Raw genomic sequence first — 16,519 nt, 5'->3', positions numbered from 1 at the left:
CATGGCCGATGAAGAGTACACCGGCGCACCGGATGATCTCGCCGAGAAGATGGCCTCGCTCGACGAGGACTTCGCCGAACAGCGCGCCGCCGCGATGCGCGCATCGCTCGGCGACTACGAGCTCGAGGATGACGACGCCGACCTGCTCGCAGGCGTGGAGCGCGGAGAGGACGGGATCGAGTACTCGCCCGCCCTGCCGGTGGTCGCGATCGTGGGCCGCCCGAACGTCGGCAAGTCGGCGCTGGTGAACCGCATCCTCGGCCGCCGTGAGGCCGTCGTCGAAGACACCCCCGGCGTCACACGCGACCGAGTGACGTACAAGGCCGAGTGGAGCGATCGTCGGTTCTCGCTCGTCGACACGGGCGGGTGGGAGCCGGATGCCAAGGGCATCGACCGCTCGGTGGCAGCCCAGGCCGAGGTCGCTATCGACCTCGCCGACATGGTGCTGTTCGTCGTCGACGCGAAGGTCGGCGCCACCTCCACCGACGAGCACGTGGTCAAGCTGCTGCGCAAGAGCGGCAAGCCGGTGTTCCTCGTCGCTAACAAGATCGACGACGCGCGCCAGGAGCCGGAGGCCGCTCCGCTGTGGAACCTCGGCCTCGGTGAGCCCCACCCCGTCTCGGCCATCCACGGTCGCGGCGTGGCCGACCTGCTCGACCTCGTGATCGCGAAGCTGCCCGAGGTGTCGGCCGTCGCGAAGGCGGAGATCGGCGGCCCGCGCCGGGTCGCCATCATCGGCCGCCCGAACGTGGGCAAGTCGTCGCTGCTGAACAAGGCCGCGGGCGAGGAGCGCGTGGTCGTGAACGACCTCGCCGGCACCACCCGCGACCCGGTCGACGAGATCGTCGAGCTGGGCGGGAAGATGTGGCGTCTGGTCGACACCGCCGGCATCCGTCGCCGTGTGCACCTGCAGCAGGGCGCCGACTTCTACGCGTCGCTGCGCACGTCGGCCGCGCTCGAGAAGGCCGAGGTCGCAGTCGTCGTGCTCGACGTCTCGCAGCCGATCAGCGTGCAGGACCTGAATATCATCGACATGGTGCTGGAGTCGGGCCGTGCGCTCGTGCTGGCGTTCAACAAGTGGGACCGTCTGTCGGACGACGACATGGAGAACGCCGACCGGCGCCGCTACCTCGAGCGCGAGATCGAGCAGGACCTCGCGCACGTGGCGTGGGCACCTCGGGTGAACATCTCGGCGAAGACCGGTCGTCACCTCGACAAGCTCGTGCCCGCCCTGGAGCAGGCGCTCGAGAACTGGGACCGCCGCATCCCGACCGGCAAGTTCAACGCGTTCATCACCGAGCTCGTCGCCGCCCACCCGCACCCGCTTCGGGGAGGCAAGCAGCCGCGCATCCTGTTCGGCACCCAGGCATCGACGCGTCCGCCGACGTTCGTGCTCTTCACGACCGGATTCCTCGACCCCGGCTACCGTCGCTTCGTGCAGCGGCGCCTGCGCGAGCTGTACGAGTTCGAGGGCACGCCGATCGTCATCAATATGCGCGTGCGGGAGCGCCGTCAGCGCTGACCGATTGGCTCTCCGCGCGTCAGCGGCGGGATAATGGCGTCGGATGCCGCAACACCGCGGCGTCCGACGCACCGCCCACGAGGCCCGCGCGATGGAGACTGCGATGACGCACACCCTGCCCCTGCCCGATTTCACCCACGAGCGCGTGGAGGTGATCACCGGTCAGCGCAGCGGGCTGTTCATCGCCGTCGCGCTGCACTCGTCTGTGCTCGGCTCCGCCCTGGGAGGCGCGCGGCTGTGGACCTATCCGCACTGGAGCGACGCGCTCGGCGATGCGCTGCGGCTGTCGGCGGCGATGACGCTGAAGAACGCCGCGGCGGGTCTGGACGCCGGGGGCGGCAAGTCCGTGATCGGGCTCGCACCCGGTGACACTCTCGACGCCGACCGTCGTCGTGACGCCTTCCTCGACCTCGGCGACGCCGTCGAGCTGATGGGCGGGCTGTACCGCACGGCGGAGGATGTCGGATCGACCACCGACGACATGCTCACCGTCAGCGAGCGCACGCAGCACGTGGTCGGACTGCCGTCGACCGTGGGCGGCTCGGGCGAGCCGGCCGGCCCCACCAGCCTCGGCGTGTACGCGTCCCTGCAGGCCGTGCTGGAGCGGGTCACCGGCTCGGCGGAGGCCGCGGGCCGTCGCATCACGATCTCGGGCCTCGGACAGGTCGGTGGCCGACTGGCCTCCCGCCTCGCCGAGCAGGGAGCGCAGCTGACGGTGACCGACATCAACCCCGCCCGCCGGGCGTTCGCCGAGGAGATCGGGGCCACCTGGGTAGAGCCCGGCACCGAGCATCTGATCGCCGGCGACGTGTTCGTGCCGGCGGGCATCGGCGGTGTGCTCACCGACGAGGTCATCGACGCGCTCGAGGTGAAGGCCGTGTGCGGTCCCGCGAACAACCCGCTCGCCGATCGGTCGGGTGCCGACCGCCTCGCGCAGCGCGGTGTGCTGTACGCCCCCGACTTCGTCGTGAACGCCGGTGGCGTCATCTACCTCGACCTCGAGGCGAAGCGCATCGGGTCGAGCGAGGAGATCATGCAGCGCGTGGCTGGGATCGGCGACACCGTTCGCCGGATCCTCGACGACGCCGAGGCCCGGGGTGTGACGCCGCTGCTCGCCGCCGAGGAGCTCGCCGCGTCGCGGCTGCGGGCAGGGGCCGCGGTCGCCGCACGCTGATCTTCTCGGCGTCCGTCGCGCCTGTGGGCGTCGCGGCATGAAAAGCTGGGGGAGTGACGATCGTTTCCCCGGGCCCCGATGAGCCGCGTCGCCCGAACGGGCCGCAGGACCCGGGAGACGCGTGGGTCGTCGCCGAGACGGGTGAGAAGTACTGGGGGCGCTACGGCGCGGCCGGGGTTCTCGCCGTCGACCCGTCGCGTGGCGTGCTGCTGCAGCATCGGGTCGGCTGGAGTCACTTCGGCGGCACCTGGGGGATCCCCGGTGGGGCGCTGCACCGGGACGAGACGGCGCTCGACGGTGCTCTGCGCGAAGCGCAGGAAGAGGCCGGCATCCCCGACGGCGCGTTGCACGCCCGGTTCGCGCGGGTGCTCGACCTGCGGATCTGGTCGTACACCACGGTCGTCGCCGATGTGCTCGCCCCGTTCGATCCGGTGATCAGCGATCCCGAGAGCCTCGCCCTGGAGTGGGTTGCGGTCGACGAGGTCGATCAGCGGCCGCTGCACCCGGGTTTCGCGGCATCGTGGCCGCTGCTGCGCTCGCTGCTGACCGTGCATCCGGCGATCGTGGTCGACGCGGCGAACGTCGTCGGCTCGGTGCCGGACGGCTGGTGGAAGGATCGCGCGGGTGCCGCCTCGCGGCTGCATGCGCGGCTGTCGGCCTGGGCCGCCGCCGGGGTGGAGGCCGACGAGCTGAGCCTCGAAGCCGATCGCTGGTTCCCCCCGGTGTCGATGGTCGTGGAGGGAGCCGCCCGCGACATCCCGGATGCCCGCCACCAGACGCACGGCGCCCGCGTCGCCATCGTCCGCGCCGAGGGGGCCGGGGACGATGCGATCGTCGCAGAGGCCCGCCGCCTCGGCGTCGACGGGGCCGAGGTGATCGCGGTGACCAGCGACCGAGGACTCGCCGCGCGGCTCGACGATGTCGGCGCGCGGGTCGAGCCGGCCGGCTGGCTGCTGCGCCAGATGGATGCTCGCGGCTGACACTACGGCAGCTGGTCAGAACGGAGGCTGCTCCGCCAGATGGATGCTCGCGGCTGGCCCTACGGCAGCTGGTCAGAACGGAGGCTGCTCCGGAGGGTCGCCCGACCCGAGTGAGTCCCACGGACCAGGTGGCTCGACCGAGGGCACGAACATCACCCGACGATTCGGCCTGTCGCGATAGCGCCGCCCGTTCGGGCTGACCCATTCGACCGAGCGGTCGGGAAGCTGGCGTGCGTACCACCGGTGACTGTCGGGGATGTCGGGGTGCTTGAGCGGGTGATGTCTGGCGCAGAAGTGCGCGAGGTTGTCGATGTGGGTCTTTCCGCCCAGCGCCCAGTCCTCATTGTGATCGATCTCGCACCGGTGGATCGGAGCACGGCATCCGGGGAATCGGCAGTGCTGATCCCGCGCCCGCAGGAACCGGCGCATCTGCTCGGTGGGCGTGTAGGTTTCGGTCTCGACGACCATGCCGGCGGGGTCGAGGAACAGCCTCGTCCAGCCCGTGCGGAGACCGGAGAGCGAGCGGGCGACGGCCGGATCCAGCGGCCCGCGTCCGTCGAGTTCGGCGGGGAGGTCGTCCTCTCCGACGAGGGTCGTGGCGGCGACCGTCACCTGGATGGTGGCGTGGATGTTCTCCAGCCCCGTTCCGTGCGCCTCGGTGGGTATCGATGCGAGCAGCAGGTCGGTGAACAGGTCGGTGCGCAGCTGATCCATCGTCCTCGTGTCGTCGGGGACGTGGGTGATGCAGGGGCTGTCATCGTGGAACTTCGGGTCGAGAGGCGGCTCGAACGGGTCGGCCGTGAAGGTGTGCGATCCGAAGATCGCGCCCTCCGTCAGATCGCCGTCGGCATCCGACGCGCGGTCGTCCAGCGGCAGCAGGGTCTCGGGGTCGAGCCCGACGTCCTCCGGCTCCGACGGGCCGAGGTCAGGGTCGCGGTCCTCAGGGTGCTTCTGCATGTGCCGGGCCATCCTGGTGAGCCGGTCGAGAATGGCGACTCCCAGATGCTCAGGGAGGACAGCCTGAAGCAGCACGAGCCCGTCGCCGATCGAGCGCACCGTGACCGTGCGCTCGGCCGCAGCGCGCTCATGCTGCTCGACGACCGTCGACCCTGCCAGCGCTGCGGCGATGCGGCGCGCCTGTGCCCGGGTGCGCGCCGCGGTGTCGTTCTCGGCTGTCTCGAGGGCGGCAGCCTCGTAGAGCAGCAGGGTGCCGGCCTCGACCGCACCGGTCTCGATCGCCTCGCGCACCGGCCCGGCTTCGCGCAGGATCTCGCGCACGTGGCGAGGGGTGATGCGCCCTGCGGCGAACGATGCATGCACCGTCTCGAACTCCGTCGCCAGCAGATGAGCGTCGGTGAACGCGAACGTCATCGAACCCTGCGCGACACGGCCCGCTGCGGCGTATTCGGCCATCATCGACCGCTCGATGGCATCCCGGTGCTGCGGTGCGGCCGACACCTCGTCCTGCCACAGCTCCCACCGACGAGCGAGCAGGTCCGACGCCTCGGCCTGCAGCGCCGCGATCTCACGCTGCTTCACCGCCCACTCGTCGAGCAGCGCGATGCGCCGTTCGATGAGAGCCTGCATCTCGTTCGCCATGAGTTCAGAGTAGAACATACGTACGACATTCGGGCGGCGTGCAGCCCGCCTGTGGACAACTCGGCGAGTCAGTCGTCGTGCGGAACGCGACCGCGCAGCCGGTCGATCTCACGCCGCTCGCGCTTGGTCGGCCGGCCCGCTCCGCGGTCGCGCACGGCGAGCATGGCCGACGGCTCACGCGGGGGAGTGCGGTCTTCGTACGCCGTCACCGCGACCGGAGCGCCGACGCGCTTCGACAGGGTCTGCTTGACGATGAGTATGCGGTCGAATCCCGACATCCGCACTCTCACCTCGTCGCCGGGCTTGACGGTCTGCGCGGCCTTGGTGCGCTCGCCGCCGACGCGCACGTGTCCGGCACGGCAGGCGGTGGTGGCGGCGGAGCGGGTCTTGTAGATGCGGATCGCCCACAGCCAGCTGTCGACCCGTACGGGCTTCATGGCATCCATCATCCGTCCTTCTCCGATCGCAGGGTGCGGATCACACCGGCGATGATCAGCCCCTGCCCGAGGGTGTAGGTGAGCATCACGGCGGGGCTGGTCCAGGCCGGCATCGCGTCGGGGAGGAAGAGGCGGAAGGCGAGGATCGAATCGCTGGCGAGGAAGAGCGCGCCACCTGTGGCGATGACCGCGTTGCCGCGGGCGGAGGTCGCGGCCGTGCCGGCGAGCACCAGGCCGTACGCCGCCACGGCGAAGAACAGGCCGCCGACGTGCGGACCGACGACGGCCAGCATCCCGATCCACCAGGCGGCGTAGAGCAGCGCCCACCGCGGCAGTCGGCGGATCGAGGCGAATCGCAGGAAGACGACGATGTAGACGACGTGCGCGAGGCCGAAGAAGAGCAGCATGAGCGGCAGCTCGGGGCCTCCGGGGAAGAACGCGCCAGCGCCGTCGCCGAGCCACGAGAGCAGCAGCGCGGTCAGCAGAAGCGCGACGGTGACGCGCGGACGCAGCCGCGGGGCTGCGGCTGCCACGGGCAGCGCGAGCAGCGGCATGAGCGTCAGCTTCGTCGGCGCCGCGAGCGGACTCTGCGCCGCCAGTGCGATGACGTGGATGATCGCCATAACGACGTACGGCGTCCAGACGGCGATGTCGAGCGGACGGATGCTGCGGGGCATCCACCCATCGTATTCAGCGGTCAGCCCTCGACGGTGACCTCGCCGATGGTGCCGTCGAGCCCGAGATGCACGGCCGGCCAGTAACCATCGGGAAAGTGCCGCCCGCAGGAGTCGGTGAAGTGCAGCACGGTCGCGTCATCGGTGATCTCGAGGGTGTCGAGCACGAGGTCGTCGGATCCCGTCTCCAGCTCGTCCGGAGAGGGCTCGCCGTCGCTGAAGTGAGTGATGATCGCATCGGATGCCCGGCGGCTGATGCCCTCGATGTCGGCCACGACCGCGTGGACGCGAGGGATCAGGCTGCCCACCTGGTCGACGTCGGCCCCGTCGATCATCAGCTCGAGTTCGCGGCCGTCGATCGTCAGCGCGCCCGAATACCAGTCGTGCGTGACGACGTCGCCATCGTCGAGCGTCGTCTCGGCGCGGGAGAGGGTGCCGAGTTGCGGGTCTTCGATGGCCGCGTGCTGGGTGCTCATGCGGTTACCGTAGCGCCGAAGTCGCCGGCGATCAGTCGGCCGGACCGCGCGTCACGAGTACTCGTCCTGCGGTCAGCGTCGGACCGAGCTCGAATCCGGCCGCGAGGAAGGTGGAGACGGTGCCGTGGTAGAGGTCGTTCGACCGGTGCGAGCCGGTGGAGGTGTCGACCGGGTACGCCTCGAGCAGGCGTGCGCCGGACTCGCGCGCGTAGTCGAGAGCGGATGCCAGGAGTCGGCCGTTCAGGCCCTGCCCGCGGTGCTCCCGGCGCACCACGAAGCAGGTCACCGCCCAGACGGAGCCGTCGTCGAGCGGCTCGGTGGTCGCCGCGACGATGGCCCGGGTGTGCAGGATGCGCTGCTGCGCGGTGCGTGGTCCGACGCGGATCCATCCGGCAGCCTCATCGTCGACGTAGGCGACGAGGCCAGGCGGAGGGCCGGCCGCGATCTCGGCCTGGAGCATGTCGCGTCGCTCGTCGAGCGTCGTCGTCTGCCAGACGTTGTTGCGCACGACGGGCCAGATGCACTGGCAGCTGCGCCCGTCGCCGCCGCCCGAGAGCGCATGCTGCACGTCGTCCCAGCGGGGACTCGTCGCCGGTTCGATGGTGATCGTCGCCATGTCGGCACGCTACGCGGGGGCGCGGACATCGGCAACGCCTCGCGTCGGCGCGCGGTGCGCCACGCCCGGCGGTGCCGGTTCGCGGTGGCCGAATCGTTCGGCTACGATAGTGGAGTTGCCCGCGCTTCGGTGCGGACTGCCACGGGCTGTGGCGCAGCTTGGTAGCGCACTTGACTGGGGGTCAAGTGGGTTAGCGGGCTGTTTCGGCCTGAAAAGTGAACAACGGGATGTGGCGCAGCTTGGTAGCGCACCTGACTGGGGGTCAGGGGGTCGCAGGTTCAAATCCTGTCATCCCGACAGAAAAGCCCTGGTGAGAGTAGGTTTCTCGCCTGGGCTTCATCATGTTTGAGGGTCGTTTTCCGTGGTCCCCCTCTGGTCCCCCCGGCGCTCTCGCCGACGATCGCCTGTGGACGAACCGGGTGCGCCGATCCCGGCTCCTGTGGATAAGGGGACCAAAAGGGGACCAGAACGCCTGCGCGACCACTCCTGCCGACGCCTGCGCGCATCACAGGCGCCTGGCCGAGGGGCCACTGCGCCGAGCCTGCTTGCGCTGTCCGGCGGCGGACAGGAAGGCGTTGGCCTGCTCGGCCGCGGACGCAAGGTGACGGTCGTCGGGGTGGAGATAACCGCGGGTGGTCTCCATCGAGGCGTGACCGAGGATGTCCTGGAGCACATGCAGCGGAATGCCGGCATCGGCCATCCAGGTCGCTCCGGTGTGACGCAGGCCGTGCCGGGTGAGGTCGGGCAGCCCGAGCTTCGCGACGATGCCGTCCCAGTTGGTGGCGTCGCGGACGGTCGCGGTGGTGAGGTAGCCGCCCTTCGGGCCGACCAGCAAAGGGTCCTCGGGCTCCTTGCCCTCAGTGAGGCGTTCCAGCACGGGGCGGAGTGGTTCGAGGATCGGCACCCGCCGCTCTTTGCGGCTCTTGGTCGGCTTGGTGACCAGGCCGCCCTTGCCGGGGAAGACCTGCCTGCGGATCACGACGAGGTTCTTACTCAAGTCCACGTCTCCGACCTGTAGCCCGGAGACCTCCGAGGACCGGGCGGCGAGCAGCGCGGCGAGCATCACGAAGTCGCTGTAGGACTGGTGCACTTTGCCGCAGGCCTCGGCGAGTCGGTTGAGGGTCTTCATGTCTGGGATCGCGTGCGCCCGCGGGGAGACGAGTTCGGCGGACTGTCCGCGGAAGGCGTTGCGGTTCAGGCTCCGCTTGGCGCGATTCTTGGCGGGGTTGATTGTCAGCAACCCATCGCGCACCGCCTCGTCCAGCACTCGCACCAGTGGAGCGATGGTGTTCTTGATCGTGGACGCCCCGTGCCGCTTCTCCCATTCGTCGATGGTGCGGTCGATGATCCCGGCGGTGATCTGAGTGACCGGCAGATGGCCGAGCGCGGGCAGCACTCGCAGTTTCAGCCCGTATCCGTAGGTCTCGCCGGTGGAGGTCGGGTCCAGGCCCCGCGCCCACCGGTCGCCGATGGAGGTGACGAACTCCAGCAGCGTCATGGAGACGTCCATGCCCTTAGTCGAGGAGTTGCGGAGCTGGTCGAAGAAGGCGTGCGCGGCCGCTTCGTCCCGCACGATCTCTGAGCGGGTCACCCGGCGCTTGGTGGTCGGGTCGGTCCACCGGGCACGGGCTCGGATGCCGTAGGAGCGGCGCTCCATGTCCGTGGAGACCTTCACCCCGATCGGCGGGACCGGCTTGGGCTCGGCGGTCGGCTGCGGCTCAGCTCTCCGGGGCATGGTCGTGTTCCAGCTCGCCCAGCCAGCGGTCCACGGCATCGAGCCGGTACCGGGCGATCCCGCCCAGCCGCAGGAAAGGCGGCCCCGTGCCGGTCGACCGCCACCGCGACAGGGTGGATTCCGAGACCTTCAAGTACGCTGCGACCTCGCGGCTGTGCATCAGGGGCGACACCACGAGCGCTCCCTCATCGCTCATGACACTTCTCCGGTGTCGGGGTCGAGGGTGCGATAGAACGCTTCCTCGGCATCGCGGCGCGCCTGCACGTCAGCCATGACGAACTCCACGAACTCGGCGTCCCGGTCGATGATCGGCACGTCCTCGATCGGGTCGCCGGGTACCTCACCGGGCCAGACGGTCTGCCTCATGGGGCGGTCGTGATCGAGCTTCGTGCCCGACGCGGCAACCCATTCGCGGAGCCGCTGGCGGGCGTCGGCGAAGTCGCGGTGCCAACCCAGCGGTGCGGAGCCGTTCTGCTCGGGGTCGTAGGCACACAGCCAGTGCAGGTGCAGTGCGGACAGCTCCCACAGCAGCTCCGGGTGGGTGTACCAGGCGGGCGGGATCACCGCGGCGGGCAGACCGTATGTGTGCCGCAGCCAGTCCACCCACCGGTTCAGCTCCAGCCACTCGACCTCGGCGTCGTCGGCGTTCAGCAGGTTCCAGTTGATCGGGTGCGGCGGCTCGGCGACCAGCGGGTCCTCGAAGCCCTCGTCGCCGTCGCCCTCCAGGTCCGGGCCGTGCAGGTCGCCCGTGGTGGCGTCATCGTCGCGGGGATCGTCGGACATGGTGTGCTCCTGTCTGCTTTCGCGGTCCCCGGTCATCCCGGGGCTTGCTGTGGCAGGCAGGTGGGCGCGGAGGCGACTGGATCGTGTTCAGGTGTCAGAGCGGCGCAGCTGGGCCTCTGTCTGCGCACGGTCCGCGGTGAGCTGGGTGGCGTCGGGGCGCTTCGGCCACGGGTGCAGGTCGGTGACGATGGGGGGTGCGGAGCGCAGCAACACGATCCCGGTGCCGAACGGGAGCCGGCGGATGCGGTCGGGCGGGAAGATCGGCACCCGCCGGACGGAGCGCTGGTTCGAGCGGGTGCCGTGGTCGCCCAGCGTCACGCTGTCGGTGTATTCGTCGCGTTCCCCGACCAGGGCGCTGAGGTCTTGCAGATCGCGGCTGCTGGACGCGCCGCCGAGGATGACCTTGACGATCGAGGCGTCCCAGATCGCGCCGGCCTGGTGCTCGTTCCACTTGTCCCTGGCCTGTGCCAGGGACTGGAGCACCGGCATCGTGGTGATGCCCGAGCCGCCGCCTTCGGCCATCAGTGTTGGCAGTGACGGCAGGGGTGAGAGGTTGGCGATCTCGTCCAGCGCGAGCAGCATCGGCGGGTCGAGCCGCGCACGGGGTGAGCGTGCGGCGAGACGGCGGGCGGTCTCGATGAGGTCTTCCACGAGCGCCGCGACGAGCGCGGCGCTGGCCCCCGCACCGGACCCGGTGGCCAGGAGGAACAGGGTGCCCTTGTGCTGGATGAAGTGCTCGGGGTCGAAGCCTTCGCCGGGACCGGGTGAGACGGCATCGAGCACGCGGGGGTCGGCGAGCGATCCGAGGGCGAGGGATACGCCTTGCCAGATGGAGTCGCGGGTGCGGGGGTCGGAGTCGATCATCGCTTCCAGGGACTCGGCCCAGCCGGTCGCCGCCTGGCCAGAGCCGGTCAGGATCGCCACCGCGTCGGCGGCTGCGGTCGGGTCGAGGGTCCAGCGGAACAGCTCGGCGGGTGGCCGGTGGTCGATCGCGGCGGCGTGCAGGAGCGCTTGCAGCGCGGCGCGGGTCTTGCCCTCCCAGAATCCGCCGCCGTCGACGCCGCCGGATGAGAGGCCGGTGCCGGCGGCGAGCCCGGTGGCGCGGATCATCGCGGTCTGCGGAGACTCACAGCCCCGGATCGGTGACCACCGCATCCCCGCGGGCAAGCCTTCGGCGAGGTGTTGCGGGTCGAAGATTGCGACCGGCCCGACCCGGCTGCGGGCGCGCAGGGTCGCGGTCAGGTTGTCGGGACGGGTGGAGGTCACCACGACAGCGCCGGGGGCGTCGAGGATCGCGGGGATCACCAGGTGCAGGCCCTTGCCGGAGCGGGGCGGCCCGATGACCATGATCGAGTCCTCCACCGACGCCCACACGCTGGTGCCCTTGGAGGCGCCGAGCCGGTAGCCGACATCTTGCGGGCGAGGATCATCCAAGCCCGGGCGGAGGTTCCCGGCGCGGCGCAGCAGCGCCTTCTCGGACGCGGCGGCAGCGACCTCATGCCGCGTGGCAATGCCCGCCATCCGGCGCGGGTCTTGCTCGACCCGGTGCGTGTGACGGCGCAGCCGCGACCAGACCCACACGCCGCCGATGACCAACACCGCGAGCAGGAGGCCCGTGACGAGCCAGTAGACGACCGGGCTCAGGCCGGGCGCGTCCAGGCCGCCAGCGGGATCGCCCGGATCGAACAGCACACCGATCCCGGATGAGGGACCACCGGTCGGCTGGCTCGTGCCGGTGAGGACTGCCGCGACGGACCCGGCACCGCGGAGCACCAGGGCGACGCCGAACAGGCTGACGAGCCCGATCATGGCCGCGTTGGTCAGCTCATCACCGAACGAACCGGTCTGCCGACCCTGGCTGTTCATGGCAGCCGCCGGATGATCGTGGTGCCGGAGATACGGCCGAACAGCACCACCTCCACGACGCTGCTCGCAGCGTCCGGCCCGAGCCGGGCGGGGTCGATGAGAGCGCGGGCCGTGCCGGTGCCGGACGCGTCGGTGTGCCCGGTGACGACGGCGACCGCGATGTCCTCGCCGGGAACGAACCCGTCGCCTTCGACGGTGTGGAATACCGGCCGCGGTGCCGGCTCCTCAGGCTCAGGCGTCGGGTGAGGTGCTCGGCGACGTTGGGCCGCGATGATGTCGGTGAAGGTCGTCCCATCTGCCTCACGGACCTCGACCCGCGCCGGAGTCGTCCGGTCATCCGTGGCGCGGTCGATGATCTGCCCGAACGAGGCTCGCCGCCACGGCGGCGCGAAAGGCTCGGGGTCCAGCCGGATCCCGTCGACTGTGACGGCCACGGTGCCGTCCTCCCGCACGTCGAGCACGACGAGCGGAATGGACACCGGGACGGGCTCAGGCTCGGGTTTCCTCATGCCGCAAGGTGAGCCAGAACCGCACCCGGCCGGACGACCCACGGCGAACTCGGCTTCCGCCGTTAGCCTTCTAGGAGGAGGAGAAGATGACTGGACAGGAGGGGTTTCGGCCGACTGGTCGGCGGGACAGGACAGGCAGGTGCACCCTGTGCGGGAACCGAGCCCGGCTGACCAAAGCTCACGTTCCGCCGAGGGCCGCCTTCAATCAGGGAAGCTTCGCTTGGGGCGGCACGACAGAGGACAACAGCCTCGGCTACGGACGGCCCAAGCTCGGAGGTGCGAGCCTGTACGCGCACTGTGAGGCTTGCCGCGCACGCACGTCCCCCTGGGATGACGAGTACATCCGATGGGCGCACTGTTTTGCCGGCCACCTGCTCAGATCGCAATGGAAGGGCGAGCGGACCCACATCGCGGGCGAGTTGACCGATGTGCGTCCTGGCAGATTCATCCGCGCGGCCATTGCGGGCATGACCGCGCTGACGCCGAACCTCATCGACTCGCACTCTGACCTTGTGCGTGCTGTGCGCGAGGGCATCCCGATCCAGGCGCCCCAAGACATGCGATTCCTGGTAGCCATCGCATCGGACGGAAGCTCGGCCCATGTGGAGGGAAGCCACGAGGCTGTCGTTGTCCGCATGTCACAAGACAGCGATAGCGGTGAGTGGGCGACCGCGACTACGCCGGCGGCATCGGCGGTGATTCACTTCGCTCCTCTCAGCCTGCTTCTTGCTGATCGACAACTCGTTGACTCCCTTCTTCACGTCGACTGCACCGAGTGGTTGCAGCTCGGAGTGGATGAGATCGCCAATGTACGGATCGCCTTCCCGATAGTCGACCTTCCTAGAACACCAACTGCGCCGGTGCCTATTTCGATGCTTCAGTTCATTGAGGCCCGCGCATGATCCGGGGTGTTGCCGGTCATGCGGGCGGTGGTGTCGAACGCGGCCAGTTCGGCGGGGTGGAGCTGGTGCTGGACGACGAAGCTGCGGTCCTTGATGCGCCAGAGCCCTTGCCCGGTGCCCAGTCCCGGTAGGAGGCGTTGCTCGGTGCCGGTGAGTCCGAGTGCGGTGGCGGTGGGGCCGAGTTGGTCGGTCTCTTGCCGGTAGACGATCCTGGTCTCGGCGTTGGCCAGCAGCGAGTTCGCCAGGGCGCGGTTTGCTGAGCCGAGGTCGCCGACGTTCTCCAGGTCGGTGAGCTTGTGGAACACGAGCAGGTTTGCCAGGCCGTAGTGGCGGGCGAGCCGCCAGTGCGCGTCCATCCGGCGCAGGAGCGCCGGGTGCGACATCAGCCGCCATGCCTCGTCGTAGATGACCCAGCGTCGGCCGCCGTTCGGATCGAGGAGGGCGGCTTCCATCCACGCCGATGAGCAGGTCATCAGCACCGAGATCAAGGTGGAGTTCTCGGTGACGCGGGACAGGTCCAGGCTGACCATCGGCAGTGTCGGGTCGAACCTCACCGTCGATGGGCCGTCGAACAGCCCGGCCAGGTCACCGGCGACGAGCCGTCGCAGAGCGTGCCCGACTTGGCGGCCGTCCTCAGCAAGTCGGCCGTCTGGATCGTCGGCCGGGTCGGGGCGCAGTAGTCGGTCGACCACCATCGGCAGGATTGGCACCTCGGCCTCGCGGACCGTCCCGGCCAGGGCGGTATCAATCGCGGTGTGCTCCAGCGGCGCCAGTGGCCGGGCCAGGACGGTCTCGGTGAGCGCGCCAAGCAGGTCCCGGCGCCGCGCAGCCAGCGTGGTGGCCCACTCCTGATCGGAGAGGCCGCCGGGACGGTAGCCCTCATCGAGCGGGTTGAGCCTGTTGCCCATCCCGTGCCCGAGGATGATCGCCTTCCCGCCGACCGCTTCGGCGACACCGGTGTGCTCGCCTTTGGGGTCGCCGGGAACGTAGACGCGGTAGCCGAACGGCAGGCTGCGGGTGTAAAGGCTCTTGGCGAGCGAGGACTTCCCGGAGCCGACGATCCCGGCCAGGATCAGGTTCGGGGCGGTGATGATGCCCCGCCGGTACAGCACCCACGGGTCGTAGACGAACGACGACCCGGAGTAGAGGTCCTGCCCGATGAACATCCCCTGCGGCCCGAGACCGGCTTCGGCAAGGAACGGGTAGTGGCCGGCGAGGACGGCGCTGGTGTCCTGGTGCCGAGGCAGCCGGAACCTCCCCGGCGTGCGGAGCGCGGCTGGGCCGGGCTCGCCAGCCGAGGGTAGGTAGACCGTGGCACGCCGTTCGGCGCGCTCAGCCTCCAGCTTCGCGCGGGCCGTGGCCTTCTCCGCCTCCCGCTGCTCGGCGACGAGCCGGGCGGCGGCTTGTCGCCGCTGCTTACGCAGCCGCCGCCGTTCGGAGGCCGGTGCGACGAGGACGGCGGTGTGCAGCTTCTCGTCCGGGCTCACCACGAGAGCCCTCGGGCCTGCTTGACGGCGGCGACGCCGGGGTGCTCGAACCAGCTACCGTCCCGGACTCCGCTACGCCGTCTCGCCGTATCGCGTCCGGCTGGGCGGTCCGGCGGTGGGACGGGGGCGTCGTCGGGCGGATCGATCGCCTCGTTGGCGGGGATCAGGTGTCGCCGGTAGAGGGCGACGTGCCCGGCCTGCGGGTTGTAGGTCATCGCGTAGTCGCCGGTCTCGGCCTGCCGGTCCCCGGCATAGACAGGGGCGCGGTCGTGAACATCGCCGTTCTCCAAGGCGGCGTCGGTGGTCTCGTCGCCGTAGTCCCAGCCGGACAGATGCTCGATCCCCGCCTCCACGCCGCCGCGGTCGATGAGGTCGAGCACCCGGTCGGCGTCCTCGCCATGCAGGAACACGACCCCCACCCACCGTTCCGCCAGCGGTGCTGGCGGGTTCCAGACGATCCGGCCGGAGTGGCTCATCGCGGCGTTGAGCCGGTCGTGGGCCTGGTCGATGAGCGTGCCGGCCTGGTGCAGCTCGTCTGCCGCCGACACTGCCTCGACCGCTCCACCGGCCGGGTCGCGGGCTTCGTCGGCCACCTGCTGCTGCTGGTTCAGGTGGGCGGTGGCGAGCTGGTTCAGGACTTGCCGGAGCGAGCGCACCCCCGCCAACAGGTCACCGATCACCGCGTACGTGTCGGCCGGGTCGGCGAAGCTGCGGGTGGCGTGCGCGAGCCCGCGCAACGCCTCGGACGCCTCCGCGGCGTCACGAGCGGGATCGGTGAACGTGGGCATCGCGGGTCTCCATCACTTGGTTGCCCGTCAGGTGCGCTTCGCCGGACCGCTGTCCGTCCCTCTCCGTAGGCTTGTAGCCATGCCCTATGTCGCCACTGTGTTGCGCGTAATGATCGCCTCGCCCTCCGATGTGCCAGAGGCTCGCGATGCTGTTGAGAAGGCGGTACACGGCTGGAACGACGCGAACGCGAGGAATAAGGGCGTGATCCTCCAACCGTGGCGCTGGGAAACCTCAGCGGTGCCGGTCATGGGCGCTCACCCACAGAAACTGATCAATGCACAAGGCGTCGATGATTCGGACATCGTGTTCGCGCTGTTCGGCGGACGACTCGGCTCACCGACACCTGACGCGATCTCGGGAACCGCCGAGGAAGTAGACCGAGCGCTGGAGCTAGGCAAACCTGTTCATCTCTACTTCTCGACCGCTCCTCTCCCGAACGACATCGATACCGCGCAGCTCGATGCCTTGCGGGCCTTCAAGAAGGACATGCAGGACCGCGGACTGCTCGGCGAGTTCAACAATCCCGAACAGCTCAATCACGAGGTCTGGAAAGCGATCGAGCACGACATTGTGTCCCTGAAACTCAACGCGACACCCGCCGTGCAGTCACAGCCAAGCGGAGTGGACTTCCTGGTTCAGCCCCATCAAGAGCGCGAAATCTCGGGAGTGAACTCGAAGGGTGCACCGCGCTACACGACGAAGCACTGGCTCGACATCACAAACACTGGCGATCGCGACGCGGAAGGCGTTCTATTCGAGAGCGTTGGCGAGGACAGTGCCATGTTCATCGCTGGCCCGGAAGGATCCACCACGATCCACCGTGGCCAGACTCGGCGCCTGCCGGTGATGTTCACCTTCGGAGGGTCGGATGACCCGGTTCTTCGCATCCAATGGGTCGAAGATGATGACGCCAAGCACCGAGACTTCCACGTTGGGTAGTCATCTGTAGTTACACCGTGCGGCACAGCGG

17 protein-coding genes and 1 tRNA gene are annotated in these 16,519 nt (G+C 69.6%); 6 read left to right on the top strand and 12 right to left on the bottom strand.

What is annotated here, in order from left to right; all coding sequences use genetic code 11:
* Nucleotide 1 precedes the first annotated feature (1 nt).
* The 3 genes from der to V2S04_RS14375 all read left to right on the top strand — a co-directional run bounded on the left by der (nt 2) and on the right by V2S04_RS14375 (nt 3,676).
* Nucleotides 2-1,522, top strand: a complete 1,521-nt coding sequence (gene der, locus V2S04_RS14385; protein ID WP_099195915.1) for a ribosome biogenesis GTPase Der — start codon at nt 2-4, stop codon at nt 1,520-1,522.
* Nucleotides 1,523-1,625: 103 nt separating this feature from the next.
* Nucleotides 1,626-2,696 (top strand): Glu/Leu/Phe/Val dehydrogenase dimerization domain-containing protein, encoded by a 1,071-nt coding sequence (locus V2S04_RS14380; RefSeq protein ID WP_413639072.1) that lies wholly within the window; start codon nt 1,626-1,628, stop codon nt 2,694-2,696.
* A 53-nt stretch (nt 2,697-2,749) separates the two neighbouring features.
* The gene (locus tag V2S04_RS14375; protein ID WP_413639071.1) at nt 2,750-3,676 is read left to right on the top strand and encodes an NUDIX domain-containing protein; all 927 of its coding nucleotides are present in this window, start codon (nt 2,750-2,752) and stop codon (nt 3,674-3,676) included.
* 72 nt (nt 3,677-3,748) lie between these two features.
* Here the strand turns inward: V2S04_RS14375 and V2S04_RS14370 are convergent, their stop codons facing one another.
* From V2S04_RS14370 to V2S04_RS14350, 5 genes are all read right to left on the bottom strand, one after another.
* Nucleotides 3,749-5,275 (bottom strand): HNH endonuclease, encoded by a 1,527-nt coding sequence (locus V2S04_RS14370; RefSeq protein WP_413639070.1) that lies wholly within the window; start codon nt 5,273-5,275, stop codon nt 3,749-3,751.
* Between the two features lie 68 nt (nt 5,276-5,343).
* Nucleotides 5,344-5,724, bottom strand: a complete 381-nt coding sequence (locus V2S04_RS14365; protein WP_413639069.1) for an RNA-binding S4 domain-containing protein — start codon at nt 5,722-5,724, stop codon at nt 5,344-5,346.
* Nucleotides 5,721-6,389, bottom strand: a complete 669-nt coding sequence (locus V2S04_RS14360; RefSeq protein WP_413639068.1) for a lysoplasmalogenase family protein — start codon at nt 6,387-6,389, stop codon at nt 5,721-5,723. Before V2S04_RS14360 ends, V2S04_RS14365 begins: the two co-directional genes overlap by 4 nt.
* 20 nt (nt 6,390-6,409) lie before the next feature.
* Entirely contained in the window at nt 6,410-6,862 is a 453-nt protein-coding gene (locus tag V2S04_RS14355) for a hypothetical protein (protein WP_413639067.1), read from the bottom strand.
* 31 nt (nt 6,863-6,893) lie between these two features.
* On the bottom strand, nt 6,894-7,478 hold the full coding sequence (locus tag V2S04_RS14350; RefSeq protein WP_413639065.1) for a GNAT family N-acetyltransferase: 585 nt from the start codon (nt 7,476-7,478) through the stop codon (nt 6,894-6,896).
* A 223-nt stretch (nt 7,479-7,701) separates the two neighbouring features.
* Here V2S04_RS14350 and V2S04_RS14345 point away from each other — a divergent pair.
* Nucleotides 7,702-7,775 (top strand) — tRNA-Pro (locus tag V2S04_RS14345).
* Between the two features lie 208 nt (nt 7,776-7,983).
* Here the strand turns inward: V2S04_RS14345 and V2S04_RS14340 are convergent.
* From V2S04_RS14340 to V2S04_RS14320, 5 genes are all read right to left on the bottom strand, one after another.
* The gene (locus V2S04_RS14340; protein ID WP_413639064.1) at nt 7,984-9,213 is read right to left on the bottom strand and encodes a tyrosine-type recombinase/integrase; all 1,230 of its coding nucleotides are present in this window, start codon (nt 9,211-9,213) and stop codon (nt 7,984-7,986) included.
* A complete protein-coding gene (locus V2S04_RS14335) occupies nt 9,197-9,409 on the bottom strand; it encodes a helix-turn-helix transcriptional regulator (RefSeq protein WP_413639062.1) in 213 nt (70 codons plus the stop codon). The genes V2S04_RS14340 and V2S04_RS14335 overlap by 17 nt, the downstream gene beginning before the upstream one ends.
* Nucleotides 9,406-9,996, bottom strand: a complete 591-nt coding sequence (locus tag V2S04_RS14330; RefSeq protein WP_413639061.1) for a hypothetical protein — start codon at nt 9,994-9,996, stop codon at nt 9,406-9,408. The genes V2S04_RS14335 and V2S04_RS14330 overlap by 4 nt, the downstream gene beginning before the upstream one ends.
* An 87-nt stretch (nt 9,997-10,083) precedes the next feature.
* A complete protein-coding gene (locus tag V2S04_RS14325) occupies nt 10,084-11,862 on the bottom strand; it encodes a type IV secretory system conjugative DNA transfer family protein (protein WP_413639059.1) in 1,779 nt (592 codons plus the stop codon).
* Complete coding sequence (locus V2S04_RS14320; protein ID WP_413639058.1) at nt 11,859-12,371, bottom strand: hypothetical protein; 513 nt, start codon at nt 12,369-12,371, stop codon at nt 11,859-11,861. Before V2S04_RS14320 ends, V2S04_RS14325 begins: the two co-directional genes overlap by 4 nt.
* 86 nt (nt 12,372-12,457) lie before the next feature.
* Between V2S04_RS14320 and V2S04_RS14315 the strand changes: the two genes are divergently transcribed.
* Nucleotides 12,458-13,273 (top strand): hypothetical protein, encoded by an 816-nt coding sequence (locus V2S04_RS14315; RefSeq protein ID WP_413639057.1) that lies wholly within the window; start codon nt 12,458-12,460, stop codon nt 13,271-13,273.
* Here the strand turns inward: V2S04_RS14315 and V2S04_RS14310 are convergent.
* Both V2S04_RS14310 and V2S04_RS14305 read right to left on the bottom strand, forming a co-directional pair.
* Nucleotides 13,249-14,760 (bottom strand): ATP-binding protein, encoded by a 1,512-nt coding sequence (locus tag V2S04_RS14310; RefSeq protein ID WP_413639055.1) that lies wholly within the window; start codon nt 14,758-14,760, stop codon nt 13,249-13,251. The genes V2S04_RS14315 and V2S04_RS14310 overlap by 25 nt on opposite strands.
* On the bottom strand, nt 14,757-15,548 hold the full coding sequence (locus V2S04_RS14305; protein WP_413639053.1) for a hypothetical protein: 792 nt from the start codon (nt 15,546-15,548) through the stop codon (nt 14,757-14,759). Before V2S04_RS14305 ends, V2S04_RS14310 begins: the two co-directional genes overlap by 4 nt.
* Nucleotides 15,549-15,627: 79 nt before the next feature.
* On the opposite strand from V2S04_RS14305, the gene V2S04_RS14300 reads away from it, so the two are divergent.
* On the top strand, nt 15,628-16,488 hold the full coding sequence (locus V2S04_RS14300) for a DUF4062 domain-containing protein (protein WP_413639051.1): 861 nt from the start codon (nt 15,628-15,630) through the stop codon (nt 16,486-16,488).
* Nucleotides 16,489-16,519 lie beyond the last annotated feature (31 nt).

The organism is Microbacterium sp. OR21 (genome assembly GCF_047306785.1).
Taxonomy (GTDB): domain Bacteria; phylum Actinomycetota; class Actinomycetes; order Actinomycetales; family Microbacteriaceae; genus Microbacterium; species Microbacterium esteraromaticum_E.
Note: the sequence above shows the minus strand (reverse complement) of the source record. Positions and strands in the feature narration are given on the sequence as shown.

Bases quoted from the DNA above. Each gene is read 5' to 3' on its own strand.
- V2S04_RS14355 (WP_413639067.1), bottom strand. From the start codon at position 6,862: ATGAGCACCCAGCACGCGGCCATCGAAGACCCGCAACTCGGCACCCTC.
- der (WP_099195915.1), top strand. From the start codon at position 2: ATGGCCGATGAAGAGTACACCGGCGCACCGGATGATCTCGCCGAGAAG.
- V2S04_RS14300 (WP_413639051.1), top strand. From the start codon at position 15,628: ATGCCCTATGTCGCCACTGTGTTGCGCGTAATGATCGCCTCGCCCTCC.
- V2S04_RS14350 (WP_413639065.1), bottom strand. From the start codon at position 7,478: ATGGCGACGATCACCATCGAACCGGCGACGAGTCCCCGCTGGGACGAC.
- V2S04_RS14340 (WP_413639064.1), bottom strand. From the start codon at position 9,213: ATGCCCCGGAGAGCTGAGCCGCAGCCGACCGCCGAGCCCAAGCCGGTC.
- V2S04_RS14315 (WP_413639057.1), top strand. From the start codon at position 12,458: ATGACTGGACAGGAGGGGTTTCGGCCGACTGGTCGGCGGGACAGGACA.
- V2S04_RS14330 (WP_413639061.1), bottom strand. From the start codon at position 9,996: ATGTCCGACGATCCCCGCGACGATGACGCCACCACGGGCGACCTGCAC.
- V2S04_RS14360 (WP_413639068.1), bottom strand. From the start codon at position 6,389: ATGCCCCGCAGCATCCGTCCGCTCGACATCGCCGTCTGGACGCCGTAC.
- V2S04_RS14325 (WP_413639059.1), bottom strand. From the start codon at position 11,862: ATGAACAGCCAGGGTCGGCAGACCGGTTCGTTCGGTGATGAGCTGACC.
- V2S04_RS14335 (WP_413639062.1), bottom strand. From the start codon at position 9,409: ATGAGCGATGAGGGAGCGCTCGTGGTGTCGCCCCTGATGCACAGCCGC.
- V2S04_RS14365 (WP_413639069.1), bottom strand. From the start codon at position 5,724: ATGATGGATGCCATGAAGCCCGTACGGGTCGACAGCTGGCTGTGGGCG.
- V2S04_RS14370 (WP_413639070.1), bottom strand. From the start codon at position 5,275: ATGGCGAACGAGATGCAGGCTCTCATCGAACGGCGCATCGCGCTGCTC.
- V2S04_RS14320 (WP_413639058.1), bottom strand. From the start codon at position 12,371: ATGAGGAAACCCGAGCCTGAGCCCGTCCCGGTGTCCATTCCGCTCGTC.
- V2S04_RS14380 (WP_413639072.1), top strand. From the start codon at position 1,626: ATGACGCACACCCTGCCCCTGCCCGATTTCACCCACGAGCGCGTGGAG.
- V2S04_RS14305 (WP_413639053.1), bottom strand. From the start codon at position 15,548: ATGCCCACGTTCACCGATCCCGCTCGTGACGCCGCGGAGGCGTCCGAG.